The organism is Chitinophaga sp. HK235, assembly GCF_018255755.1.
In the GTDB taxonomy this organism is placed as follows: Bacteria; Bacteroidota; Bacteroidia; order Chitinophagales; family Chitinophagaceae; genus Chitinophaga.
In genome coordinates, this window is the sequence record NZ_CP073766.1 from 3,423,127 (window position 1) to 3,446,561 (window position 23,435).

Consider the following 23,435-nt stretch of genomic DNA (forward strand, 5'->3'; position numbering starts at 1 on the left):
CGATATGAAAAAGATCTGTTTACTGACCATGCTGCTGTCATTTTCATTGTACATGATGGCACAGGTCAACTATCCCATTGCCGCCGCAAAGGTGCAGCGGTACTATAACCAGCAACAGGCTGATAGTTTTTATGCCATGTTTGGTCCCGCTATGAAAGCCGCACTGCCACCAGATCAGACGCGTGCGATGCTCAGTCAGCTGCATAGCCAGCTGGGAGAGCTGTTGCAGCTCACGCCTTCCGGAGGTGATGCGACTTATCAGAGCTGGAAAGCAGCCTTCACCAAAGGTGCCCTGACCATGATCCTCGCACTCAATAAAGATAACCAGCTGGAAGGTTTCCGTTTTATACCTTATCAGGAGAAAGCAATAGTGGAGAAAGACCCTGACAATTTTGTTTTACATGCCGTGGGAGCCGACATTGTGGGCACACTCACGATGCCCGTTAGCAACGCCAAGGTGCCTGTAGTACTGCTCATAGCTGGCTCCGGCCCTACCGACCGTAATTGTAACAGTAAATTAGGCATCAATACCAACGCTTTCAAAATGCTGGCAGAAGCCCTGCAAGCCGACGGTATCGCCTGCCTGCGATACGACAAACGCGGTGTAGGCGCCAGCGTTACCAGCCAGCAACAATCGGAAGTTACATTTGATATAATGGTGGATGACGCATCCGGCATGCTGAAAATGCTGAAGGAAGACCAGCGTTTTTCCACTGTCGTTGTAGCTGGCCATAGCGAAGGCTCCCTGATCGGAATGCTGGCCGCTCAGCGGGAAAAAGCAGACCGGTATATCTCCATCGCCGGTTCCGGAGAACGCATTGATCTCATCATCGAAAGACAGTTGAATGCACAATCACCACCACTGGCGCAAAAGGCCAAATTATTATTCGACAGCCTCCGGCAAGGACAAACCATACACAATACAGAACCTACCCTGCAAACGATGTTCTATCCGGGCATTCAACCTTATATAGCCTCCTGGATGAAATACACCCCCTCTGAAGAAATTAAAAAACTGAAAATACCGAAGCTCATCATTCAGGGAACCGAAGACATACAGGTAAGCATCAACGACGCACATATGTTACAACAGGCCGGAGCGCCTGCCCTACTGAAGGAGATAAACGGGATGAACCATGTCCTGAAAAATCCTGCCGGCGGTAAAAGCCTGAATGACCCCACTTACAGAGACCCTACACAACCGTTGAACCTTGAGCTGGTAAAGGATATAGAAGAATTTGTGAAGGGAGTGATTGTTTACAGACAGCAATAACCCTCCTATTTTTCCCGGGAACTTTTTTTACGCATCTCTTCAAAGAAGGGTGTTCTCCTCTCCGCCACACATTTCACGGCATAGATGTACAACGCTGCAGACCAGGACTGCCAGTTCTGTCCTTTGGGTAGCGCATCCTGTGCGTGCAGCCACTCATTGAAGCCATAATCCAGCTGCTGTGCATTGACAGCTTTCACCAATGCTGTCAGCGCCAGCAGCTTTTTTTCAGCCAGCTGGTATTTTCCGGCAGCCACCAGTGCGGCAACATAAACACCGCAAATGAATGGCCATAAGCCTCCGTTATGATAGTCACCGGGTTTGTTAAACTGTTCATCCCGGGAGCGCCAGTCAGGATCATCAGGTCTGACAAACGGAAAAAAGTTAGGTGGTAAATCAGCCGCCAGCTCCCCTTTTTCACGCATCACACGACACTCTTCTTCAATCCAGGCTATCATTCTTTCTGCCCTCGATGGTGAGGCTATGCCGGTGAGAATAGCCAGACTGTTGCCCAACAGATCAAACCGCTCGCTGCTGTATACTTTGAAAGACCAGAAGGCATAATAGGGTTTGTTTTTTACCGTGAGACCTTCATGTACATGACGATTCATTACATTGCTGGTGATCGTAAAATGTCTCATTTCCTGCAGAAAGGCATCGGCTCTTTCATGTTCATCAAACATACGCAGGCAGGCATAAACCAGGGTATTAACGTACAAACCGTAACCCAGCACCCACTGCTCATCACGCCAGTCGGTAGTAGGCAATTGAGCCACCAGCAACCGGTCGGAAGGACTTTGATGAGCCAGCCAGTCCAGTGATTTCAGCGCAGCCTCCTGTAAAAAATCCTGCTCTCCTGTCAGCTGGCGATAAATACTGATACCTACTAAAAACAAAGGCGTAGTGTCACTGGCGCCGAGGTTCTCCCCATCATGTACCAGTGAAGGAATATGACCATGGAGGGTCTGGTTGCGGGCCAGTGTTTCCAGCACTTTGCGCATACTGCTGATCAGCTGTTCATCGCCGGAGACGGCGATCCCGAAAAAGGTAAACACGAGGTCACGGGTATATGGCTCCGGATATCCCCATCCGGCGGTACGTGGCAATCCATTGTAAGGACCGCTGCGGTTATGCTGTAAGACAGCTATCGCCGCCTGCATAGCCTGTTCAACTTCTCCGGGGATGGTATAGGCTTTCATATAACTCCCAGTTTATCTTCTACTATCTTCAAAAAACGTTTAGCCACTACACGGTAGTCGAAATGCTGCATCACTCTCGAGCGGCCTGCCGCACCCAGCTGCAGGCGCAGGTCTTTATTAACCATCAGTTCCCCCAGATGAGAGGCGATGTCTTCGGAGCTGGCACGATAGTCTACCGTACGGGGTGTATCAAACACTACAGTGCGTCGGGCATCAAAGCCGGATTCAGTACCCACCACCACTTCTTTCAGCACAATTTCATCCGCGATACTGGCCAGCAGGGCTGTTTCTCCATGTATCATCGTGTCCAGCATACCCATGGCCCGCAGGCTCACCACCGGTTTCCCACAGGCATTGGCTTCTACCTGTGTCATTCCAAAACCTTCCAGACGGGATGGTGCCGCATAGATATCACAGGCACTGAGCAGGTAAGGCATAAAATTGCGGGATATCTTATACTTGGTATAGATCACATGATCGGCTATGCCCAGCTGGTGTGCCAGCTGAAAATCAGCCTGGTTCTGAAAGTCGGTCCGTTCCTGCGGCCATACCTTGCAAACATATTTCCATTGGGGCATTCTTCCGTTGAGCTGTGCCAGTGCATGCATCACTTCCCGGGCCCCTTTGGAAGCGGCATCGCCGCCTACCGTCAGTATCATCAGTTCATCCGGGTGTATGCCCAGCGCATTGCGCACAGCGGCCACTTTGGGATCATCAGCCGCAAAAGGACGGAACCTGTCTGTATCACAACCCACCGGCAATACTTCTATATTACGGCCGCTGATACCATCGCGCACATACATATCTTTGACCCAGTTGGAGGTGACGAGGATCAGTGGCAGTGTGTTCAGCACCTCCTGATAATTGGCGATATAGCCGTCGGCCACCAGCCAGGGCACTGCCGTAACCCCAAATTGCTGCGCATGTAATACCAGGTGTGGAACATATCCCCAATACCCTACACCGGTTACCACATCCGGTTTAAACCAGCGGTAATACCATTCCTTTTCCTGATTGGATTCATAATGTACAGCGTGTACATCTACACCCAGTTCCTGCAGCCCTTTGAAGAGCAGGTCTCCCTGTGTGGCAAGGCCGCCGGGGCCTGCCGGATAGTCATATAATACTAATACTCTCATGGTGTGATACGGTTACTGTTCAGCCATTGCTCGGCTCCCGCCACCGTGCTGAACGTCCAGAATGCTTCCGCGGGTGGTGTAATCTGTGCTTCCCAACTATCTTGACTAAATCCATATATACCAGTGATCAGTTCTTTTTTATGTTGAAATACAGGTGCCGGAAGAGACAGGTAAATACCAGCAGTGGGATCTGCTACCGGGAAATGGGTATGACCGCCGTCATCATAGGCAAACAACCATAATTCAGGACTTGAAAGAAGATCTGCTTTCCATAGCCGGAAAACAGCCTCACTCACTTCTTCATGCCGGCGATGCCGTGTATACTCTCCCGCTATATTATGGGTAATGATCAGGTCAAACTGGGTATGTGGCAACAGTTGCAGTACCTGTTCCTCCACAGCCGGAATTGGTAACGGGGTTTGTTCAGGACCATCATCCATATCTGCCATACTGCCTGCTGCTCCCAATGCTTTGAGTGCAGCAGCAAAACGGGGAGCCCTGTCTGTGTCTCCGGCTCTGCAGATACACGCCACAAAACAACGCCATTCAGGATGGCTCATGATCGTTCCGCCAGCCCAAAGGGTTTCATCATCCGGATGTGCCACAATAATGGCCACATTTTTTTTATGGTGGTATTGCATGGTATCTTCCGGTGCTTCAGCACCGTTGAGGTGGGCATCAAGAAACGTACCTGAAAGAGACTCCACATCATTTACAAATAATTAAGATTCCAAACCATAAAAAGAATATATCAACCTTGGCTATAACCCAATACGGAAGAGGCTCCCATTGATAAAACAAAAATCAGCTGAATACTATCAGTATAAAAATAACCGACATAACATTTCATTAACCGATGGTTAATATCCTTATCTCATCCATTCCAGAGATTCATCCTAATTTTATTACACTATTAATATCAGAACCCAGGTAACAATTTACCTTAATAGTGATAATGTATTATGAGGTGCACAGACTCAACCAAAAAAGGTTGGGAAGCCCTAACCCGGGCAATAACCCAACACTCACCCGTCAGAACAAACATACATTTCCAGGAAGTACAGGAGCGTACCTGTGCTATGGAAGATTGCAGCGCATCTGTTTCCTATAATGGACTGGTTTTACTCATCTATGAACGGCAGGAGGAAACTGAAAAACACGACTCCCATCCTGTATCAACACAGCACACCGAAAAAACACCTGCACATCAACCATATCTTTTTGTGACCACCAAAAAGAAAACCTTTTATCGTGCAGGTATCGTTTCCCGACATCGTAAAACGCTGAAAAAAAACACCCCCGATATCCTCCGGATGAAAACTGTAAAGGCTGCACAATATGTTTATGCTGTCAATCTCCGTATAAAACTTCCCACAAAAAACAAAATAACATTACAATTATGCGCTATATTTCGTATATTGAAGATATATCCTGATGATGGTAAGGAGAGTTACCAGAAATATTTTTTTAACTAGACAACACAAAAAATATTTCTTAATAATTCAATCTCTTTACTATGCTCAGTTTAAAGGCATCATTTTTAAAAATTCTAGAACATCCTACGGCGATATTAGCTGCCAAGAAGACTAAAACCCCCTTTGAAAAACAAATGTATATGGCATTTGTAGTGTTGGGCAAAGGCATTCAGGAAGCCCCAACCGAAGAAGAGCTTGAGCTATGGCTAAGTTTCATGTGGGACATTCTGGAAAGGTTAGGCCTCTCCAAAGAATAACACCATGAACTTCGGGAAAGCAATCAGAACATTACGCAAACACAGCAATCAGAGTCAGCAGGAATTCGCTGATGACATTGGCATCAGCCAGACAAGTCTTTCACTCATTGAAAGCGGCAAAACAAAACCCACAGGTGCCACCCTCGACAGGATCGCTGAAAAATTTAAAACCAGAGCAGCAATCATTGCGATGGCGGCCATCGAAGTAGAGAAAGACGTTCCTCCCGGCAAAAGAAAACTGTTTAAAGAGCTATTCCCGGATTTTGAAGAAAATGTATGGACACTCATTTTCCATAAATAAAAAAGGAGCAGCCCGCGCTGCTCCTCTTCATATCTTCAGGCTTACCACCTCGTAATATTTTCCATGGTGACTGACCGACGCAGGCCGTCGTCTTCCACTACTTACTTCCCTGACAAACGGCACTCCCTGTTCATCTTTCAGCAGTAGTTCACCTGCTTCTACACCACAGGAAAGCTGATACCATAAATGCTCAGCAGGAACAGCAATTGAATGCAGTCTACTACCGTCAACGGTTGTACGAAAATGAAAAATCATGGTTTCATAACAAATGGTTCCGGTATCCCTTCCGGAAAGTTGCACGGCATAACGATGTGGGGCATAGATACGTTGTCCGGTGGTTCGGTGTACTATCTTGTAGGCAGCCTCCTTGGCACTCCACAACAGCCATACCATACGGTCCGGATCAGTTGCATCCTGTACCAACTGCCGCTCTGCCGGTGTACATATCTTTTCCAGATAACCTGCCCGCCGCCAGTTATTTTCTGCAGCAGCCAGCTCCAGATCTACCACATCGTTGCCGATCATGAGGTAGCGGCCAGTTTGTTTTCCACTACTTCCATAGCGGATTTTACATTGATCATTTTCTCCATGGAATCGTTATCAATTACAATGTTGAATTTTTCTTCCACGTCCAGCACCACATCCACCAGGTTAGCGGAATTGATTTTCAAATCACGGATAAAGTCCGTGTCTTCATTGAGGGTTGCAAGCGCCTCAGGATTTTTGGTGTAGGGCTGCACCACTTCCTTGATAGTGGCCATCAAAGCTGTTTTATCCATGATATCAGGGTTTATATTTTTTAAGAATGATACAGGCATTGACGTCGCCGAAACCAAAACTGGCTTTGGCAACTACCTGCAGCGCTTTATTCATCAACTGCAGAGGGATGCGTTCCCGGGGTACGATAGCCGCTATCTCCGGATGCAGGTCTTCACTATTTATATTCGGGAAAAGGAAACCTTCTTTCAACTGCAGCACAGCGGATACCAGCTCTATACTGCCGGAAGCACTCAAACAGTGTCCCACCATACATTTCAGGGCATTTACATAAGGGAAGTCCGCTCCTTTTCTGTTGAGTGCCTGGCTCCAGTTGAGAATCTCCGTAGCATCCTTGCTGGTAGCCGTAAGATGACCGTTGATCGCATCAATTTCATCGGGATGAATACCTGCTTCACGGACTGCTTCCCGGATGCAGCGTTGTACCGCTTCACTGTTGGGTGCCGTCATACTTCCTTCTCCCAGCTGGCCTCCGGAATTAACATGTCCACCGGCGATCTCTGCATAAATGGTAGCACCTCTTTGCAGGGCACTATCCAGCGATTCTACTACCAGCGCACCTGCGCCTGCTCCCGGCACAAAACCGCTGGCACTGGCACTCATAGGCCTGGAACCCGCTTCGGGCCGGTCATTATTTTTAAAGGTACATATACGCATGGCATCAAACCCGGCCCATACATAAGGACCGCCGTCGGTGGTACTGCCTGCCAGCATGCGCAGGGCCTTACCCGACCGTATCCTGTCATAGGCCATCATCACACTCTCAGCACCGGTAGTACAAGCGGATGAATTAGTAGTCACCTGGTTGCCCAGTGCCAGCTTCCCTCCCAGCCAGGCACTGATACTGCTGGCCATCGTTTGTGAAATAACGGTGCTGCCTAAACGACGTACTTTTCCTTCATCTACCTGATAAATCGCTTCCCGCCATTTATCCACTCCGGAAGAACCGGTACCAAATACAACACCGCTGTCCCAGTCGGGCTGCGTTGCACCATTGGCCAGCGGCAAACCCGCGTCCTGCCAGGCTTCTACACCTGCCATCACTCCGTAAAGGACCGCTTCGCTGTTGAATCCTTTCAGCTCCAGCGGCTCAAAATAACGCAGCTTCATAGCCTCCGTTACTTCCGGCGTCCCTGCAATGCGACAGGAAAAATCCATTGCTGCCAGCTTCGGATCATACCGGATACCGGAAACACCATTGATGACCGCCTCGCGGAAAGCAGGTACACCAGCTCCATTGGGTGCCACCACACCAAGTCCTGTTATAACTACCCGAACAGACATAGACAATTACGGATTAAAAATTATGGATTACGATTTACGGGGGATGATCATCCCGGCCATTACACCACTGCTCACTTCCTCCCCCCCTGCATTGGTCATTACTACTTTACATTTCAGTTTACCAAAACGAAAATAATCCTTTTCACCTGTAACGGTCACCTTCTCCCCCGGCAACACCGGCACCATAAACTCTACATTCGTAGCGGTCAGGCCAAAAGCCAGATCTTCCGCACCTCCGGTCAGATAGATGCCCAGACATACCAGGCCTATCTGTGCCATTACCTCCGTGAGCAATACACCCGGCGTAACAGCATAATGTTTGAAATGTCCTTTGTAAAAGTCCATATCAGGCCGGAAAGTAAAGCTGCCGATCACTTTTTTTTCATCAATATATTCCAGCGTATCTACAAATAAAAAAGGTTCGCTGTATGGTAGTTTTGCTAATATAGCTGTTGTCGTCATCTGTCAATGTATATGTGCACCTCCGTCTACCGGGATCACCGCGCCGGTTACCCAGGCCGCTTCATCTTTACATAAAAGATACACCATATTTGCCACATCTTCGGGTGTGGTAAGCCGTTGAAAAGGGGTACGGGCAATACTGTGGGCCAACAGCTGTTCATGCCCCGGAATCATACGCAGGGAGCGTGTATCCGTTACGCCGGCCTGCAGGCAGTTGGCCCGGATACCATAGGGCCCGAACTCCAGCGCGATGCTACGGCTGATAGCCTCCAGGGAGGCTTTGGCGGCCGACACAGCCGCATAGTGCTGCCATGCTTTGCTGCTGCCCTCACTGGTAAATGACAATACACGCGCATCACCCGCAAAAAGTCCCTGTTGCCATACCGACTGTGTCCAGTCATGTAGGCTCACCGCCATATGTTCCAGCGTGATCATCATATCATCTGTTTGTAGTGCCTGATCACCAGTCATCGCTTTTAAGGTCCCTTTAGCCACGCTGTGCAACAAACATCGCACCCGTCCTGCTGCTCCCATTTGTTGTTGCAGCTCCTGTAAAACAAACGCCCTTTTTTCTGTGTTGGTAATGCTTACATTAAACGAAATCACCTGTACGCCTGTTGCCCGCAACGCCTCAAAATCAGCATTCACCTGCTCCATTTCCACGCCTGCATTTCGATGCACAATGCAGAGATGCATACCCTTCTCAGCCAGCTTGCGGGCCGATGCCAGCCCCAACCCGCTGCTGCCACCCAGAATGAGTGCCCAGTATTGTTGTGATGCAAAATCCCTTACCATTGCAATAGTATTCTTTGTGCTGAAAAACCAGGACCAAAACTCAGCATCAACCCTTTATCTCCCGGCGGTATCGCTTTGTCCAGTATACGTTCCAGGACATACAGTACCGTGGCACTGGACATATTACCGTATAACCGTAATACTTCTTTTGTATCGTCAATGTTTTTACCGGAACCACTGAAAATCTCTTCCACTGTCTGAATAATTTTTCTTCCTCCGGGATGAAAGATCAGCTGGTTCACCGCTTCCATGGTAGTACCATTACGCTCCAGGAACGGATAAATGATATCAGAGAAATGGCTTGCTATCTGCTCTGGCACTGCAATATCCAACACCATCTGCAAACCGGTATTGGAAAGATGGAAACCCATCAGGTGGGTAGCTTCATAAAAATGATACATCTCTGCTCCCACAATCGCAGGTCCTTTATCATCTTCATGGGAAGATAATATCACGCAGGCAGCACCATCTCCGAAAATAGCGGCGCTGACAATGTTGGCCATGGAATAGTCGTTATGCTGAAAGGTGGCTGTAGGTGATTCTACCGCCACTACCGCAGCCCTTTTCCCGGGGTTGGCCTTCAGAAACTGATAAGCATAGATCATCCCCGAAACACCTGCTGCACAACCCATCTCGGTAACGGGTAAACGAACAATGTCCTGCCTTAACTGCAACGCATTGATCAGATACGCGTCCATAGAAGGGATCATAAAACCGGTACAACTGACAGTGATGATATAGTCTATCTCTTCTCCTTTCAGACCAGCCTTTTCCAGTGCACCCTGCAAACATTTTTTCCCCAGCTCCGTGCATTCCCGGATGTAAATATTGTTCTTCTCTTCAAAAGAGGTATTGTTAAATACTTCCTCTGCATTCATGATAGAATACCGCTGATCTACTGCTGCATTCTCAAAAATCTTTTTTACCTTTTTTACAAACCGTTCTTCCTGTCCGGCAAGCCATAGGTCAAGGTATGGCATTATTTCGCTGGTAGGCCTGGTATACGCTGGTAATGCCTTTGCTACTGATTGAATTTTTACGCTCATAAATTTGATATAACCCATTGGTAACGGAAAGCCCATCGCCAACGCAGACTGTAATTCCTGATATTCAGTTGCCGGGAAAGCTTTACCAGCTCCGGCTTTTTAAAACCACGCATAATGGAGGTCAGCCCGTCATAACGGGTCATCTCCTCCAGCCTCAGCACATAACACAACAGCTGAAACAGCCGGTAGGCGATACTGCTGCGATGCAGGTCATTCACCACAACCCCCACCGTAGCACGCCTGCAGAAATGTTGCATCAGTTCAAATATGACTGCATCCGTAAAATGATGCAGGGTCAGTGTTAATAACACAATATCATATTCCATCTCCACAAAAGAATCATGGGTCACATCGATACAGTCGTAACTGATTTCCGGATAATCCGCAGATAGTCCTGCTGCATGATGTACTGTAAAACGATTGGCGTCAATTCCCACCAGGCGCAGCTTCCATCCTCGTTTACGTCCTTCATCTGCCAGTGCCCGCAGCATATCACCATTGCCACACCCGATATCCACGATAGTCACTTCTCTTTCAGGAGGCAGTTGCCGCATCAGTGTTGCTACGCCTTTCAGTGTAATCCTGTTGCCTCCCAGTTTCCGGTTGATCTTTGCTATTTTGTCCAATGCCCTTTGCAGGCGTTCTCCTTCCATGGAAAAATCGTCCATGATCTCAGGCGCCAGCACACGTTCTCTGGTATTGAGTATCATGTGTTCATCACTTTTAATGGCCTGCCATGTGTTTGTCGGATGATAAATGGCAGTACTGCCGGGAAAGATGCCATCTGCTGTACCAGCCAGGTGGAAAGCCTGTCTTTCAGGAAAAGGTTGTTCAATAGCCGCCCTGTTTTCATACGTCTGCCGAAAACCCGTTCCCAGCGTTTGCTGTAATCATCTTCCAACTGCCGGCGGGAATAGTCTGTTTCCCTGCAAAACCGCAATACACCTTCTGCTGCCATCCGTGCACTGTCTATGGCCATCGCCATACCATTACCGCAAAGCGGATGAATGAGTCCGGCGGTATCACCCGTCATCAGCATATGCTGTTCTACCTTCGTCTTCTCATCAAAACATATCTGGCTGATGGTAAGCGGTTGCTCAAACAAAGCACGGCTATATGAAAAAATTTCCCTGAGATGTATATTCCGATACATCACTTCTTCCCGATGCTGCTGGATATCTCCATACTGGCGGAAGCTGTCCGTACTTACCAGATAACAGATATTCAGATGTCCGGTTTCAATTTTCGAAACGCCGCAGTAACCACCCGGAAAATTATGCAGGGCTACCAGGTCATCGGGGAAATCACCTTCATAATGTCCTTTGACAGCCAGCCATGGTGCCCGCTGCTGCAGGAAGTCCCTCGACAGGCGCTGGTCGAGCATAGAACGTTTTCCATAGGCCCCCAATGCCACGGTCCCTTCAAAACTGCCGTGTTCCTGTGTTTCCACCGTAAAACGGTTATCCTCGTAATACACAGCAGTAACAGTGTCTGTCACCAACCTAACGCCGGCTGCCAGCGCTTTGTTCAACAGGAAAGCGTCCATCGCATAACGGCTGATACCAAAACCACCCAATGGCAGGGAGGCTGTAAGCGTTTTCCCATTAGCCGCAGAAAGCAGCAGCCGGGAAATATCTGCAGGACCCAGTTCTGCCGGGTCTGCTCCCAGCCATTGCAAATAAGGCAATACTTCATTGGAGATATATTCCCCGCAGACTTTATGTTTCGGAAATCTGTTTTTCTCGATCAGGGTCACCGGCAATCCCGCACGGGAAAGGTGGATAGCTCCTGTCAGTCCGGCGAGCCCCCCGCCGATAATGATAATGTGATGCTGTAAACCCATGTACATTAGCAATATACGACATATTTGGAAGTACGGTTGTGCTATCGTTTATACCGCCAGCGCATAAACGCAGGTAATACAATCAGTAACAACGGCATAGCCACCAGGAAACCGCCTATTACCGCAATCGCCAGCGGCTGGTGCAGCTGCGCCCCGGTACCAATACCCAGGGCAATAGGCATCAGCGCAACAATAGCGCCAAGAGCCGTCATCAGCTTGGGACGCAACCGTGTAGAAATAGCGTACACAATAGCCTCGTCTGCATCTTCCGTATGATGCATCGACTCATGGAACTGTAAAAAAGTAAAAATGGCATTCTCCCCGATAATCCCCACAATCATGATCAGACCGGTATAACTGCCTACATTCAACGGAGTACCGGTAATATACAAGGCTATATAGCTGCCTGTAATACCCAATACCGCCACCAGCAAAATAATCAGCGCATCCTGGAAACTGCGGTACAGAAAAAGGATCACCCCAAACACCAGCAGCGAAGCGGCTATCAGTATCATCAACAGCTCGCGGAACGACTGCTGCTGTTCGGCATATGCACCGCCGTACATAATGCTGTAACCCTGTGGCAGCTGTATGCGGGCATGTATCTCCTGGTCTACCTTCTTCATCACCGTACCCAGCCCGCTGTTGTTCAGCCTGGCGGTCACCAGCCCCATGGATTGCAGGTTTTCCCGGTTGATCTCTGCATCGCCGGCCTGCATGTCAATATGGGCAAGGTCAGTAATCGGACGCAGCTTGCCGCCGGGAAGGAATACCTGCAGCTGCCCTATCTCTGCCACCTTCAACCGGTAGTTGCCAGGATATACCAGCCGTATAGGCGACAGCTGTTCCTTCTCCAATACACTACCCCCCACGTTGCCTTCCAGGGCTGCCTGCAACTGATACTGCAAATTAGCAGGCGTGATGCCGTATTGGGCCAGCGCAACAGTATTCAGGGTGATGTTAATGCCCGGGCCGGCAATAACGATACCGTCAAACACGTCCGCGGTCCCCTTGACGTCCTTTACCACCGCCGCCACTTGTCTCGACAACACCTGCAAAGCCTGCGGGTCACTTCCGAAGATCTTCACCTCCACCGGCTGCACCGATGTCATCAGGTCACCCAGCATGTCGCCTATCACCTGCCCGAAATCCACCCGTAGTGCAGGTTGTGTGACCTCTATCCTACTCCGCAGCTTGTCTATTACCTCGTTGGTAGTAATATGCCGGTCTTTTTTTAGCTGTATCAGATAGTCACCTCTGTTAGGCTCCGTGATAAAAAAGCCCATCTGCGTGCCGGTACGGCGGGAATAGGCAGCCACTTCCGGCGTAGTGGTGATGATCTTTTCCACCTCCTGTAACATACGGTCTGTTTCCTCCAGTGAAGTACCCGGCGGTGAGCTGTAGTCCAGCACGATACTCCCTTCGTCCATCTCCGGCAGGAAACCCGTTTCCAGCCTTGGCAATATCAGCACTGCAGCTGTAATCAGCAACAACACCAGCAACACGCTCAGCCAGGGGCGGGTGATAAAAAAGGTTACCCATCGCTGTCGTTTTACTTCATGACCAGGCGGTAGCTTTTTAGGTAGCTGTTTTCTGCCCAGCAGCAGATAGATGACCGGTAATACCAGCCAGGTGACCAGAAAAGAACAAACAAGCGTGATGATCATCGTGTTGGTCAGCACCTTAAAATAAGCACCCGCCACACCGGTCATCAGCACAAAAGGCAGGAAAATAACAATGGTGCTCAGTGATGACCCCACCATAGCGGGGAACAGGTAATGAATCGCTTTTTGCAGTAACAACGGCGTAGGCTCTCCCGGATGTTCTTCATGGGTACGGTGAATCTGCTCCACCACTACGATCGCATCGTCGATGATCAGCCCTATAGCTGCTGCAATGGCGCCCAGCGTCATGATATTAAAAGTCTGTCTGGTCGCATACAGCACAATCAGCGTCAGCAGCAAGGTGACTGGTATGGTGATCAGGATGGTAAAACTCGCTTTGGCCGAACGCAGGAATATAACCGCTACAATGATGGCCAGCAGCAGCCCTATCCACAGGCAGTCAGTAACACTCCGGATGGCGTCCCGCACAAAATCGGCCTGTACATAGTAGGGCGCTATCTTCACCTGTGCGGGCAATGTTTTGCGCAAAGCGGTGAGCTGCCGTTCCATTCTGTCGGACAGATCTATCAGGTTGGCATTGGGTTGTTTAATCACCGCTATCAGCACACCTTCACGGCCGTTGGCGTTTACCTTGATATATTCTTTGGCTTCGCGGATGCCTACGGCCGCAATGTCTTTCAGCAAAACGATACGTTGACCGTTGTTGCTGATCACGATGTTTTCCAGCTGTTGCCGGTTGCTGACCTGCGCATCAGTGACCGTCAGGTACAACAACCGGTAGTCCGTCAGGTAACCGTTGGACCGGATAAAATTGGTCTGGTTCAGCGCATTGCCGATCATCTCCGGTGTAATGCCCAGCGTATTCATTTTACCACGGTCCAGCACCACCCAGTATTCTTTAGTTTTACCACCGATAATACGGATCTCGGCCACGCCTTCCACCTGCGAGAGAAACGGTTTTATCGTATAGGAGGCCAGGTATTTAAGGTCTATCGGCGAAAGGCCGGCGCCTTCCAGCGTATATCCACTGACGGGAAGTATGGATGGGTTCATTCTTTCCACACGGATGCTGATATCAGGCGGCAGCGTGTTTTTTATTTCTTCGATCCTGGCGGATATACGTTGCTGACTGATATCAATGTCAGCATTCCAGTCCATAAACGCAGATATCTCGCAACTGCCGCGGCTGGTGATGCTTCTGATCGTTTGCAGGTCCGGTACCTGTTTGATGGCCAGCTCCAGCGGCCGGGTGACGGTGATCATCATTTTATTGACCGGCTGCTGCCCCGCCTCTGCAATGATTTTGATTTTCGGGAAAGTGATCTCCGGGAAAAGCGCAGACTGGATTTTGCTGTATGCAAACAGGCCTCCCATGATGATGATGGCAGTCAACACCGCGATAGGATTCTTGTAAGCGACAAAATACTGTTTCATGCGCTAGTGATTAATGATGATGACCCTGGCCGTATCCGGCAGTCCGTAGTTACCACTCACCAGCACCCTGTCCTGTGAAGTGAGGGCGGGTGATAACACTTCTACCCTGTCGCCGGCTTCCAGCCCTTTTTGTACCGGCACCTTCACAGCTGTCATGCTGTCCTTCAGCTTCATAATCCAGTAGTCTGTCTGGGATTCATTGGTGAGCAGTGCTGCGCGGGGCAACAGTACTGCATCTGTTTTCCTGGATTTGATCAGTATTACTTTGGCCACCAGGTTTTCCGGTATCAGTTTATGGGTGGTGATACGTACTACATAGTGTTGTGTTTGTGCCACTGAATCTACGCTGGGCAGGGCTTCCCCCAGGTGTCCTGTCAGCCTTTGTCCATCGGGCAGTTGCAGCTGCAACATGCGGTTGTCCTGCAGGTAAGGTGTCAGTTCATAAGGCAGGTTCAGTATAAAAACGAAGCTCCTGTCATCTGAAATAGTAGCCAGCTGTTCTCCGTCCTGTACGTAGTTGCCTGCCTGATAGGCCAGCTGGGTGATATACCCGTTACCGGTGGCGCGTATGGGTATCAGCCCTGTAAAGCGGAAGGAGGAATCAAGCCGGTTGATGGTATTGCCCAGGTTTTCTGCTTCTTTTGTTTTGAGGGAGAAGAGCACCTGACCGCTGGAAACATGTTGCCCGAGTTTTACATTGGCTGTTTGCAGGTAACCGTTGGCCACGGCCTTGACAAGGGTTTTAAGCAGGAAGGTAGCGGTAGCGTTCAGGACTACGGTATCCTCCACAGTACCCGTGACGGGGGACGCTACGGTAACGGGCGTACCGGTGTTGGCCGGTGTTTCCTCCGGAAGCCTGCCGTGGCAGGCAGTTACCATCATGATCGTCCATATGCCCAGTCCTGTTTTGATATTCATGGCAGCCTAATTAATACGGTTCCAGTAGTTCAGCTGGTTGATCAGCTGATATTTATTAATAGTGTTGAGGGTGATGATATTTTTTGCATTGAGATAATTATTAATAGCGATGATATAATCTGCAATCCTAACATCACCACTCATCAACAGTTTACGGTTGGCCTGTATCAGCCCTTCCGCATATTTTATCCGGGCGCCTGCCTGGTCTATCAGTTGCTGGGCGGCCTGCAATTGTTGTGTTAACTGCTGTATCAGTTGCCGGTACCGTTGCATAAAAAAATCCTGGTATCCTCTCCGTGTGTGTTCAGAGAGGGTTATTTTATCGTGTTGCATTTTTCGTTGTTTACCGTCGTAGATGGGTACGGTAAGGCTGACACCGGCGCTGATGCCTATATTTTTATAGGGGTCCACTGCCAGAGTGCTGTTATATCCTCCATCTGCGAAAAGGCTGACTCTGGGGTGGTAGTTATAATCGATTTGAGCGTCGCTGTTTTTCAGTTGCAGGCTATCGAGCTGGAATTTCCGGAAGAAGATGGTGTTTTCCGGTCCGGGTATATTTTCCGGCTGCAGGACGGGGTCCGGCAGTTCATGAAAAGAGGTATCCGTCAGGCCGCAGAGGTAATTGAGCAGGGCGTAGTTGTTCTGGTACTGTGCCTGCAGTTGTTTCACCAATAATTCCTGTTGTTGCAAGGTGACGAGGAAGGTGAGGTAATCTGTTTGTTTGTAGGTCCCTGCCCTGGTGAGCTGAATCAGCAGGGAGGATTCTTCCTGCAGAAGTTTCAGTACGTCCTGGTTGAACAGGTACTGGGCCCAGTCGCCATAGGCGGTAATATATTGTGCGGTGATATTTTTTTTCAGTTCCTGGCTGGTGATGGCGGCGGTGTTGCGGGTAGTTTCATTTTGCAGGGAGATGGCGCGGAACTGGTTTTCGATGTTGCGTTTTCCCACGAACAGGCGGGAGGCCGAAACGAGGGCACTTACCTGGGCGCCGTTGCTGATGGCGTTATCATAGCCATAGCCGTGGATAGTGGGCGCATAGGTGCTGGTGCTGTTACCGTTGACCAGGAATCCGTAGCTGGCACGGAGGCGCATGCTGTCTATAGCGGCAGACAGCAGTTGATTTTGATAGTCTTTTAACAGGGGGCTGTTGACCATCCCCTGTTCCAGGAAGTATTGTATGTTCCGTTCCTGTGCCTGTATCTGGGTTAGTATCAACAGCAGCAGGAGCGTTGTCCTGATTTTTTTCATGACGCGGCATTGGGAAATACGTTGAGACTATAACAATAACGCTGTGGTTTGTTAAAGGTTAATGGAAGATGGGGATTAAGACAGTTATTCAGCCATGGCAGGGCGTGCCGGGCTGCTGGAGATTATTTCCATGGATTGTGGGGTCATGGGGGGATCTGATTTTTTTCTGATGATGATGACTTTACCGGATATTTCCCAGGAGAAATTGAGGGGACTGAGGAGGTCATCGAGTAGTTTGGTGAGTTCGGTATCGGCAGCGTGGAGGGATACCTTCATGTCGTAGGAACCGGAGTTGCTGCCGAAGAAAGTGAGGCCGGTTTGTCTGCTGATCAGTTTAAAGACATCTTTGAGGGGTGTATTGCGTACATTGACTCGGACTTTTACTTTTTCGGCCTGGTCTGAGGAATGTTGATGGGAGAAGGCTGCGAGGGGAAGCCAGAGTAGGACGATCCAGGTCGTCTTGCGGAGGGAAGTCTGGTGAGGTAAATATTTGAGCATATTGTTAGGAGCTGGAAAAATACCGGCAAGGGTTTCAATATAATCTTTATACAATCAGACTGAAATTCATCACATCCTTTTGAACGAGTTGACCGGTAAAAAGTACTATGAAGGGAGATGATTTTGTTGTGCACCCCAAGTTCGGGTAACTAAATAATGCTTTACAATTGCTTAACAAACGTGATGAGGTAGTGCCTGTTTTGTGGTTGTGATAATAGTTTAACTTGCTAACAGGATTTTACAAAAAAATAATATAACAACTATCTGAGAGACCCCTGACCTTTTGACTAAAAATTCCCGGATAACCATTACTGATACGTGGAGACTTAATTTGACCGGAATGTTATGTAAAACAACTACTACTACATTTTAAAGGGGGAAATGATGGAATCATACACTGATGTGCAATTGGTAACTGATCTGAAGATCGGGAGCGAATGGGCATTTACGCAGATTTACAACCGTTACTACCGGCGTTTGCATGTGGAAGCCAACTTCCTGTTGAAAGATTCCGAGGAGGCGGCCGATGTGGTACATGATGTGCTGATTATCATCTGGAACAGGAGGGATAAGCTGGCAGACAATCTCCACCTGAAGAGTTATCTGATCACCTGTATTAAGAATAAGTGTATGGACCGGATACGGCGTAATGCGGTAAAGGACCGGAACGTACATATGTATATGCATTTGAAGGAGATGACGGTCAACTTCAATCCTATGGAGCGGAAGGAGCTGTCGCTTCAGATGGCGAATGCCATTAACGCGTTGCCTGTGGGGCAGCGTACTGTATTTGAAATGTCCTACCTGGAAGATAAAACCCAACGTGAAATTGTAGCAGAAAAACACCTATCGCTGCAAACTGTCAAAAACCAAATGAGTACCACCCTCAGAATTCTCAGGAAAAAATTAAAATCTTCCCACGACCTATAGTACTTTTTGTCGTGTACTCCGTTAATATGGTAATATCCGGATCAAGATGGATTATGAAAAAATACGGGAACTGACTTTTGACGAGCTGTTGGGCACTATCAGCGACGAAGAGAAGGCATTGCTTTACAACGCTATTGAAGCAGATTCCCAAGCACGCAGTATCTGGGAAAGCATACACGGGGACAGGCCCCGTTTGCTGGCTGATGCAAGCGAAAGCTTTGCACAACACCCCGTTGAAGAGGTCCTCACCAACCTCCACAAACGGAGCAGGATTCTTTATGTAAGGAAAGCCTGCAGTATTGCAGCAGCCTGCCTGCTGGCCATCACCGGCAGCTGGTATCTGCTCAGGCATTACACAAACAATGGGCAACAGCCTGTTGCAGCACTCCGGAACAACATGGATTCCACCATCCGCCTGGTAACGGCAGATGGCAAAACCATAGATCTCAGTGCTGACTCATCCGGCATACAGGTAGACCATACCATTTTAAACAACACACATCAAACGCTGAGCATCGATGCCCGCCACCAAACCGGCAGCGGGATGAATACACTCACCGTTCCCCATGGGAAAGACTACAATCTCCTGCTGGCAGACGGTACCCAGGTACAGCTGAACGCAGGTACTACCATCAGCTTCCCGTTCAGCTTCAACGGCACCAAACGTGAAGTGACCGTTAACGGAGAAGCCTACTTCCAGATTGCCGCCAAAGCAGAGCAGCCTTTTATCGTGCATCTGCCAGGCAATACGATCAGTGTCCTGGGAACAGCCTTTAATATCAACACCTACGACTCCGGCTCCGTAAAAGTAGCCCTGGTTGAAGGTGCTGTGAAAGTAGCCTCCTCCCGGCAGAACGAAGTCCTCAAACCAGGCTTTGAAATCACCAGCAGCAACACGGGTATGACAACAGCTACCTTCGACCCGGATAAAGTATTGAGCTGGCGCACAGGCGTATACACTTTCGAAAATGCCTCCCTGCAGGAACTAGCCCCTGTCATACTGCGGTGGTACGGCATTATTGTAATGATGGACAACCAAAGAGTTAGTAGCAGACGCTTCTTCGGAATCATAGACAGGAACCAACCCCTGCAGGCTTTTCTCCACAACCTGGAAGCAGCAGACGGTGTAAAATCCCATTATGATCAAAATGGTATCCTCCACTTTGAGTAGATATCCATACCAGCCAAAATAACCTGCTGCGGTCTCTTAACACCCCGCAAAGCTTATATTTTATATACATCGTTAATGTAAGTACCTTAACCGACCTTAAACATGTTACGACAAATCAGCACTGCATTCCTCGTTATCGGATGCACTACCCTCAGTATCCTCGCGTCCGGCCAGACGTCCGATTCCTGGAAAATGAAACCTTCCCCACTGCAAACAAGGTGGGCCAAAGATGTCAAACCATCCAGCGTCCTGCCCGAATATCCCCGCCCACAAATGGTGCGGTCCGGATGGGAGAACCTCAATGGCCTCTGGAACTATACCATCACCAGCGCGGCTGAACAAACACCTCCCACCACCTACAGCAACCAGATACTCGTCCCATTCCCGCTGGAATCTGCCCTCTCTGGTGTCGGCAAAACATTACAGCCCGACCAGCGCCTGTGGTATAAACGGACTTTCAACAAACCAGCCTCCAAAGGAAAAGACAAAACCATACTCCACTTCGGTGCGGTAGATTATAACACCACCGTATTCCTCAACGGGAAAAAAATCGGTGAACATACCGGCGGATATACCGGCTTCAATATCGATATCACCGAACACCTGAAAGATAAAAACAATGAACTGGTAGTGTCTGTACTCGACCCTACCGATCAGGGCGACAACCCTCATGGCAAACAGGTATTGCAGCCCCGCAACATCCTCTACACCGGCAGCAGCGGCATCTGGCAGACCGTATGGCTTGAAACCGTACCCCCTGTATATATCGCCGACCTGAAAATGGTGCCGCAGATAGATCAGCAACGACTCGATATCCAGGTTAACACCGATGGTAACGCCAACGGCTATACCGTAGAAGCCATCGCCAGCAGCAAGGGAAATGTCATCGGCAGCATAAAAGGTAAACCCAATACCGACCTGCAACTGTCTGTACCCAATCCTCAACTCTGGTCTCCTAACACCCCTTTCCTCTACGATCTCTCCGTTAGACTGCTCTACAACAACAAAGTAGTTGATACGGTAGCATCCTACTTCGGTATGCGCAAAATAGAAATCAAAAAAGATGAAAACGGCCAGGAACGCATCTTCCTGAACGGTAAATATACCTACAACCTCGGCGTGCTCGACCAGGGCTTCTGGCCCGACGGGCTCTATGCGGCCCCCACAGACGAGGCCCTCAAATTTGATATTCTCGCGGTGAAATCCATGGGCTTCAACACCATCCGTAAACACGTAAAAGTAGAACCAGACCGCTGGTACTATCACTGCGACCGCGAAGGGATCCTCGTATGGCAGGATATGGTTACTTGTCCCAATACCACCGTCAGCTCCAGAAAAAACTTTGAAAAGGAAAATATCGCTACCGTCGCCCAACTCTATAACCACCCTTCCATCGTATGCTGGGTGCTGTTCAACGAAGGCTGGGCACGTTACGATCAGCAACGACTCACCGAAGCCATGAAACAGATGGACCCCTCCCGTCTGATCAACGGCCACACCGGTGAAAACTATGATCGTGAATCGCCTAAAGACCCCAACGAAAAATGGAAAAGCAGTGACCTCACCGACGTTCATGAATACCCCGGCCCAGGCATCTCTCCATCCCTCCCCGGCAAAGCAAGAGTACTCGGTGAATGGGGTGGTGTACAGGTAAGAACACCCAACCACCAATGGAACGCGGCAGAAGGATGGGGTTATATCACCAGTACAGCGGCCGGCTTTACCCGCAAATACGAACTCATGAACAAACACCTGAAGCTATATGAAGAAGAAGGATTAAGCGGCTCTATCTACACCGAACCCTTTGACGTGGAAACAGAAGAAAACGGCCTTGTCTCCTACGACCGCGAAGTAGTTAAAATACCCGTGGCCCGGTTAAGGCAGATACACGGCATCCTCGTACCTCCTACCAGTGACGTGGCGGCCGCTTTTATCGTAAAAGATATTGACACCACCAATCCGAACAATAATTACACCGCCCTGCTAGAAGAATACCGGAAAGGCAAAAAAGATCCGGCATTTCTGCAGCAACTGGCACAAATGGCTGCCAGTGTAAATGATAAATCCAATGCGGTTAAAATCGCCAATGATTTTATCGCACAGCTGAAAGCTCCATACACTAACAGCCAGTTGGCATTTATCAGTAAATTCACTACCAGCAGCCGTGACAAAGGATTTCAGCTACTCCTGGCCAATCGTGAACAAATCAACCAGGCACTGGGACAACGTCAGGCAGACCGAAAACTGATGGGCATCATCTTTGGCGAAGAGATCCAGCCATATGTGCAGGACGCCGCCGCCACACCCGACTGGAACAAAATAGAAGCAAAAACCAAACAATACGGCGCCCCCGGAGAAGAAATATTCCTGCGCGCCAAAACCATTCATCTGCTGAATCAGAAAGATTACGACAACTTCGCCACCACGGCAGACCAATACGTGGGTAAATGTGCCGCCTACATTTCAGCCAATGAGCTCAACACCTACGCATGGACCGTGTTTGAAAATCTCTCTGATCCCACTCATCTCAACAATGCGGCCAATTGGTGTCAGCATCTGCTGAAAGCAGGCGATAATCCGGCCTACATCGACACATACGCCAATGTGCTCTATAAAGCCGGTAAAAAAGAAGATGCAATCGCCTATGAAGAAAAAGCCGTTCAACTGGCACCATCAAGTGACAAAATGAATTATCAGGACACCCTGGATAAAATGAAAAAAGGTGAAAAAACCTGGAAATAAAATGAAACCTGCAGCAGCATATTATGAAATGTCATTACTGGCCGCTGCTCATTTTAACGTCCAGCCCTTTCTGGCGGATTATGTCATGGTACACACGCTTTTCCCGCTGTGTTATGAGACCGCCGCACATTATATGGAAAAAGGTGCCCTCAGGAGGTTGTTACTCAACACCCTGGGGCACTTCCGGGTGACAGAGGACCGCAGACAGCTGTACCTCAGCTTCGAAAACGGGTATACACTCGCTCATTTCAACAGCGATATTACCTGGACCGAATTCTTTGCCGGTGGCTCCGTTCCCTTTGAAGGCCCCATCCTGAACAAGATCAGGGCCCAGTATAAAGACTGGGGCCTGTAACTGCGATGACCGAAGCGAGTATTATGATGCTCCCTTCGGTCATCACAGTTATAACCATTCCTCCGGCACATCTGCCAGTTCCTGTACAATATTCAGGGTAGGTAAAAAAGTAAAACGCAACTGCAGGTTGTTGATGGCTGTCAACAGTCGGCGTAGCCAGTGAGACGAACTGGAATCGATGAACTCAAACAATTCGGGATAAAAACGCCGCATGCCCAGCAGATAAAAGCCCCCATGCTGAGCAGGACCTATGACCACCTCATTCCGTTTCAGGATGGCAAAAGCTTCATTCAGCAGCTCCGGGGAAAGATGCGGACAGTCCATACCAATCATCACCACTTCCTGATAGCCCGTCGCAAATGCCAGGTTAAAGGCAAGCGACATGGATTCTCCGGGGCTATGGGCCAGTCTGGGGAAAATGATATATTCTTCCCATAGTCCGAAATCACTTTTATCTTCCAGCACCACATATTTATCCATGGTAGTATAGGATGCTATTTCCTGTGTGTGAATCAGCAAATGGTGGAATATCTCGCGGGTTTTAAAATCGCCTACAGAGGCTTTGAGCCGGGTATTAGCCACAGTGGTTTCCTTGTCTCTCGCAAGGACGATCAGTGCCTGGTTGAACTCTATCATATGGGCCAGGATTTTTTAGAGGTTAGCGTA

24 protein-coding genes are annotated in these 23,435 nt (G+C 49.1%); 8 read left to right on the plus strand and 16 right to left on the minus strand.

Annotation, left to right across the window (positions count from 1 at the left end; translation table 11 throughout):
* Positions 1-4: 4 nt before the first annotated feature.
* Entirely contained in the window at positions 5-1,273 is a 1,269-nt protein-coding gene (locus tag KD145_RS11965; RefSeq protein WP_212006112.1) for a serine aminopeptidase domain-containing protein, read from the plus strand.
* A gap of 5 nt (positions 1,274-1,278) precedes the next feature.
* Here the strand turns inward: KD145_RS11965 and KD145_RS11970 are convergent, their stop codons facing one another.
* From KD145_RS11970 to KD145_RS11980, 3 genes are read right to left on the minus strand one after another with little or no spacing between them, the layout of a single operon-like run.
* A complete protein-coding gene (locus KD145_RS11970) occupies positions 1,279-2,469 on the minus strand; it encodes a glycoside hydrolase 100 family protein (RefSeq protein WP_212006113.1) in 1,191 nt (396 codons plus the stop codon).
* Positions 2,466-3,608 (minus strand): glycosyltransferase family 4 protein, encoded by a 1,143-nt coding sequence (locus KD145_RS11975; RefSeq protein ID WP_212006114.1) that lies wholly within the window; start codon positions 3,606-3,608, stop codon positions 2,466-2,468. Before KD145_RS11975 ends, KD145_RS11970 begins: the two co-directional genes overlap by 4 nt.
* Positions 3,605-4,315: a PIG-L deacetylase family protein gene (locus KD145_RS11980; protein WP_212006115.1), complete on the minus strand. Its 711-nt coding sequence runs from the start codon at positions 4,313-4,315 to the stop codon at positions 3,605-3,607. Before KD145_RS11980 ends, KD145_RS11975 begins: the two co-directional genes overlap by 4 nt.
* Positions 4,316-4,570: 255 nt before the next feature.
* On the opposite strand from KD145_RS11980, the gene KD145_RS11985 reads away from it, so the two are divergent.
* Genes KD145_RS11985 through KD145_RS11995 form a run of 3 tightly spaced genes read left to right on the plus strand, consistent with a single transcriptional unit; the run spans position 4,571 to position 5,641 of the window.
* A complete protein-coding gene (locus KD145_RS11985; RefSeq protein ID WP_212006116.1) occupies positions 4,571-5,083 on the plus strand; it encodes a hypothetical protein in 513 nt (170 codons plus the stop codon).
* A gap of 41 nt (positions 5,084-5,124) precedes the next feature.
* Positions 5,125-5,340, plus strand: a complete 216-nt coding sequence (locus tag KD145_RS11990) for a hypothetical protein (RefSeq protein WP_212006117.1) — start codon at positions 5,125-5,127, stop codon at positions 5,338-5,340.
* A 4-nt stretch (positions 5,341-5,344) separates the two neighbouring features.
* The gene (locus KD145_RS11995; protein WP_212006118.1) at positions 5,345-5,641 is read left to right on the plus strand and encodes a helix-turn-helix domain-containing protein; all 297 of its coding nucleotides are present in this window, start codon (positions 5,345-5,347) and stop codon (positions 5,639-5,641) included.
* Positions 5,642-5,668: 27 nt separating this feature from the next.
* Here KD145_RS11995 and KD145_RS12000 read toward each other — a convergent pair whose 3' ends face one another.
* The 12 genes from KD145_RS12000 to KD145_RS12055 all read right to left on the minus strand — a co-directional run bounded on the left by KD145_RS12000 (position 5,669) and on the right by KD145_RS12055 (position 17,571).
* On the minus strand, positions 5,669-6,166 hold the full coding sequence (locus KD145_RS12000; RefSeq protein ID WP_212006119.1) for a 4'-phosphopantetheinyl transferase superfamily protein: 498 nt from the start codon (positions 6,164-6,166) through the stop codon (positions 5,669-5,671).
* Positions 6,163-6,420 carry an acyl carrier protein gene (locus KD145_RS12005; RefSeq protein WP_212006120.1) on the minus strand — a complete coding sequence of 86 codons (258 nt, stop codon included), beginning with the start codon at positions 6,418-6,420 and terminating at the stop codon, positions 6,163-6,165. The genes KD145_RS12000 and KD145_RS12005 overlap by 4 nt, the downstream gene beginning before the upstream one ends.
* A gap of 4 nt (positions 6,421-6,424) precedes the next feature.
* A complete protein-coding gene (locus KD145_RS12010) occupies positions 6,425-7,702 on the minus strand; it encodes a beta-ketoacyl synthase (RefSeq protein ID WP_212006121.1) in 1,278 nt (425 codons plus the stop codon).
* A 27-nt stretch (positions 7,703-7,729) separates the two neighbouring features.
* Positions 7,730-8,164 carry a 3-hydroxyacyl-ACP dehydratase FabZ family protein gene (locus tag KD145_RS12015; RefSeq protein WP_212006122.1) on the minus strand — a complete coding sequence of 145 codons (435 nt, stop codon included), beginning with the start codon at positions 8,162-8,164 and terminating at the stop codon, positions 7,730-7,732.
* 3 nt (positions 8,165-8,167) lie between these two features.
* Positions 8,168-8,959, minus strand: a complete 792-nt coding sequence (locus KD145_RS12020; protein ID WP_212006123.1) for an enoyl-ACP reductase — start codon at positions 8,957-8,959, stop codon at positions 8,168-8,170.
* Positions 8,953-10,005 carry a type III polyketide synthase gene (locus KD145_RS12025; protein ID WP_212006124.1) on the minus strand — a complete coding sequence of 351 codons (1,053 nt, stop codon included), beginning with the start codon at positions 10,003-10,005 and terminating at the stop codon, positions 8,953-8,955. The genes KD145_RS12020 and KD145_RS12025 overlap by 7 nt, the downstream gene beginning before the upstream one ends.
* The gene (locus KD145_RS12030; RefSeq protein WP_212006125.1) at positions 10,002-10,715 is read right to left on the minus strand and encodes a methyltransferase domain-containing protein; all 714 of its coding nucleotides are present in this window, start codon (positions 10,713-10,715) and stop codon (positions 10,002-10,004) included. Before KD145_RS12030 ends, KD145_RS12025 begins: the two co-directional genes overlap by 4 nt.
* A complete protein-coding gene (locus tag KD145_RS12035; protein ID WP_212006126.1) occupies positions 10,712-11,848 on the minus strand; it encodes an NAD(P)/FAD-dependent oxidoreductase in 1,137 nt (378 codons plus the stop codon). Before KD145_RS12035 ends, KD145_RS12030 begins: the two co-directional genes overlap by 4 nt.
* Positions 11,849-11,889: 41 nt before the next feature.
* On the minus strand, positions 11,890-14,907 hold the full coding sequence (locus KD145_RS12040) for an efflux RND transporter permease subunit (RefSeq protein ID WP_212006127.1): 3,018 nt from the start codon (positions 14,905-14,907) through the stop codon (positions 11,890-11,892).
* 3 nt (positions 14,908-14,910) lie between these two features.
* Positions 14,911-15,825, minus strand: a complete 915-nt coding sequence (locus KD145_RS12045; protein ID WP_212006128.1) for an efflux RND transporter periplasmic adaptor subunit — start codon at positions 15,823-15,825, stop codon at positions 14,911-14,913.
* A 6-nt stretch (positions 15,826-15,831) separates the two neighbouring features.
* Entirely contained in the window at positions 15,832-17,073 is a 1,242-nt protein-coding gene (locus tag KD145_RS12050) for a TolC family protein (protein ID WP_212006129.1), read from the minus strand.
* A gap of 84 nt (positions 17,074-17,157) precedes the next feature.
* Positions 17,158-17,571, minus strand: a complete 414-nt coding sequence (locus KD145_RS12055; protein WP_212006130.1) for an STN domain-containing protein — start codon at positions 17,569-17,571, stop codon at positions 17,158-17,160.
* Positions 17,572-17,952: 381 nt separating this feature from the next.
* Here KD145_RS12055 and KD145_RS12060 point away from each other — a divergent pair, with 381 nt between their 5' ends.
* The 4 genes from KD145_RS12060 (at position 17,953) to KD145_RS12075 (ending at position 22,769) form a co-directional block, all read left to right on the plus strand.
* On the plus strand, positions 17,953-18,501 hold the full coding sequence (locus tag KD145_RS12060) for an RNA polymerase sigma-70 factor (RefSeq protein ID WP_113617649.1): 549 nt from the start codon (positions 17,953-17,955) through the stop codon (positions 18,499-18,501).
* A gap of 46 nt (positions 18,502-18,547) precedes the next feature.
* The gene (locus KD145_RS12065; RefSeq protein WP_212006131.1) at positions 18,548-19,672 is read left to right on the plus strand and encodes a FecR family protein; all 1,125 of its coding nucleotides are present in this window, start codon (positions 18,548-18,550) and stop codon (positions 19,670-19,672) included.
* A gap of 102 nt (positions 19,673-19,774) precedes the next feature.
* Positions 19,775-22,414 (plus strand): sugar-binding domain-containing protein, encoded by a 2,640-nt coding sequence (locus tag KD145_RS12070; protein ID WP_212006132.1) that lies wholly within the window; start codon positions 19,775-19,777, stop codon positions 22,412-22,414.
* 1 nt (position 22,415) lies between these two features.
* Positions 22,416-22,769: a hypothetical protein gene (locus KD145_RS12075; protein WP_212006133.1), complete on the plus strand. Its 354-nt coding sequence runs from the start codon at positions 22,416-22,418 to the stop codon at positions 22,767-22,769.
* 48 nt (positions 22,770-22,817) lie between these two features.
* Here the strand turns inward: KD145_RS12075 and KD145_RS12080 are convergent, their stop codons facing one another.
* Positions 22,818-23,405, minus strand: a complete 588-nt coding sequence (locus tag KD145_RS12080) for a DUF2064 domain-containing protein (protein WP_212006134.1) — start codon at positions 23,403-23,405, stop codon at positions 22,818-22,820.
* Positions 23,406-23,435 lie beyond the last annotated feature (30 nt).

Excerpts from the sequence above, each read along its gene's own strand:
- KD145_RS11965 (WP_212006112.1), top strand. The coding sequence starts at position 5 with ATGAAAAAGATCTGTTTACTGACCATGCTGCTGTCATTTTCATTGTAC.
- KD145_RS11970 (WP_212006113.1), bottom strand. The coding sequence starts at position 2,469 with ATGAAAGCCTATACCATCCCCGGAGAAGTTGAACAGGCTATGCAGGCG.
- KD145_RS11975 (WP_212006114.1), bottom strand. The coding sequence starts at position 3,608 with ATGAGAGTATTAGTATTATATGACTATCCGGCAGGCCCCGGCGGCCTT.
- KD145_RS11985 (WP_212006116.1), top strand. The coding sequence starts at position 4,571 with ATGAGGTGCACAGACTCAACCAAAAAAGGTTGGGAAGCCCTAACCCGG.
- KD145_RS11990 (WP_212006117.1), top strand. The coding sequence starts at position 5,125 with ATGCTCAGTTTAAAGGCATCATTTTTAAAAATTCTAGAACATCCTACG.
- KD145_RS11995 (WP_212006118.1), top strand. The coding sequence starts at position 5,345 with ATGAACTTCGGGAAAGCAATCAGAACATTACGCAAACACAGCAATCAG.
- KD145_RS12000 (WP_212006119.1), bottom strand. The coding sequence starts at position 6,166 with ATGATCGGCAACGATGTGGTAGATCTGGAGCTGGCTGCTGCAGAAAAT.
- KD145_RS12005 (WP_212006120.1), bottom strand. The coding sequence starts at position 6,420 with ATGGATAAAACAGCTTTGATGGCCACTATCAAGGAAGTGGTGCAGCCC.
- KD145_RS12010 (WP_212006121.1), bottom strand. The coding sequence starts at position 7,702 with ATGTCTGTTCGGGTAGTTATAACAGGACTTGGTGTGGTGGCACCCAAT.
- KD145_RS12015 (WP_212006122.1), bottom strand. The coding sequence starts at position 8,164 with ATGACGACAACAGCTATATTAGCAAAACTACCATACAGCGAACCTTTT.
- KD145_RS12020 (WP_212006123.1), bottom strand. The coding sequence starts at position 8,959 with ATGGTAAGGGATTTTGCATCACAACAATACTGGGCACTCATTCTGGGT.
- KD145_RS12025 (WP_212006124.1), bottom strand. The coding sequence starts at position 10,005 with ATGAGCGTAAAAATTCAATCAGTAGCAAAGGCATTACCAGCGTATACC.
- KD145_RS12030 (WP_212006125.1), bottom strand. The coding sequence starts at position 10,715 with ATGATACTCAATACCAGAGAACGTGTGCTGGCGCCTGAGATCATGGAC.
- KD145_RS12035 (WP_212006126.1), bottom strand. The coding sequence starts at position 11,848 with ATGGGTTTACAGCATCACATTATCATTATCGGCGGGGGGCTCGCCGGA.
- KD145_RS12040 (WP_212006127.1), bottom strand. The coding sequence starts at position 14,907 with ATGAAACAGTATTTTGTCGCTTACAAGAATCCTATCGCGGTGTTGACT.
- KD145_RS12045 (WP_212006128.1), bottom strand. The coding sequence starts at position 15,825 with ATGAATATCAAAACAGGACTGGGCATATGGACGATCATGATGGTAACT.
- KD145_RS12050 (WP_212006129.1), bottom strand. The coding sequence starts at position 17,073 with ATGAAAAAAATCAGGACAACGCTCCTGCTGCTGTTGATACTAACCCAG.
- KD145_RS12055 (WP_212006130.1), bottom strand. The coding sequence starts at position 17,571 with ATGCTCAAATATTTACCTCACCAGACTTCCCTCCGCAAGACGACCTGG.
- KD145_RS12060 (WP_113617649.1), top strand. The coding sequence starts at position 17,953 with ATGATGGAATCATACACTGATGTGCAATTGGTAACTGATCTGAAGATC.
- KD145_RS12065 (WP_212006131.1), top strand. The coding sequence starts at position 18,548 with ATGGATTATGAAAAAATACGGGAACTGACTTTTGACGAGCTGTTGGGC.
- KD145_RS12070 (WP_212006132.1), top strand. The coding sequence starts at position 19,775 with ATGTTACGACAAATCAGCACTGCATTCCTCGTTATCGGATGCACTACC.
- KD145_RS12075 (WP_212006133.1), top strand. The coding sequence starts at position 22,416 with ATGAAACCTGCAGCAGCATATTATGAAATGTCATTACTGGCCGCTGCT.
- KD145_RS12080 (WP_212006134.1), bottom strand. The coding sequence starts at position 23,405 with ATGATAGAGTTCAACCAGGCACTGATCGTCCTTGCGAGAGACAAGGAA.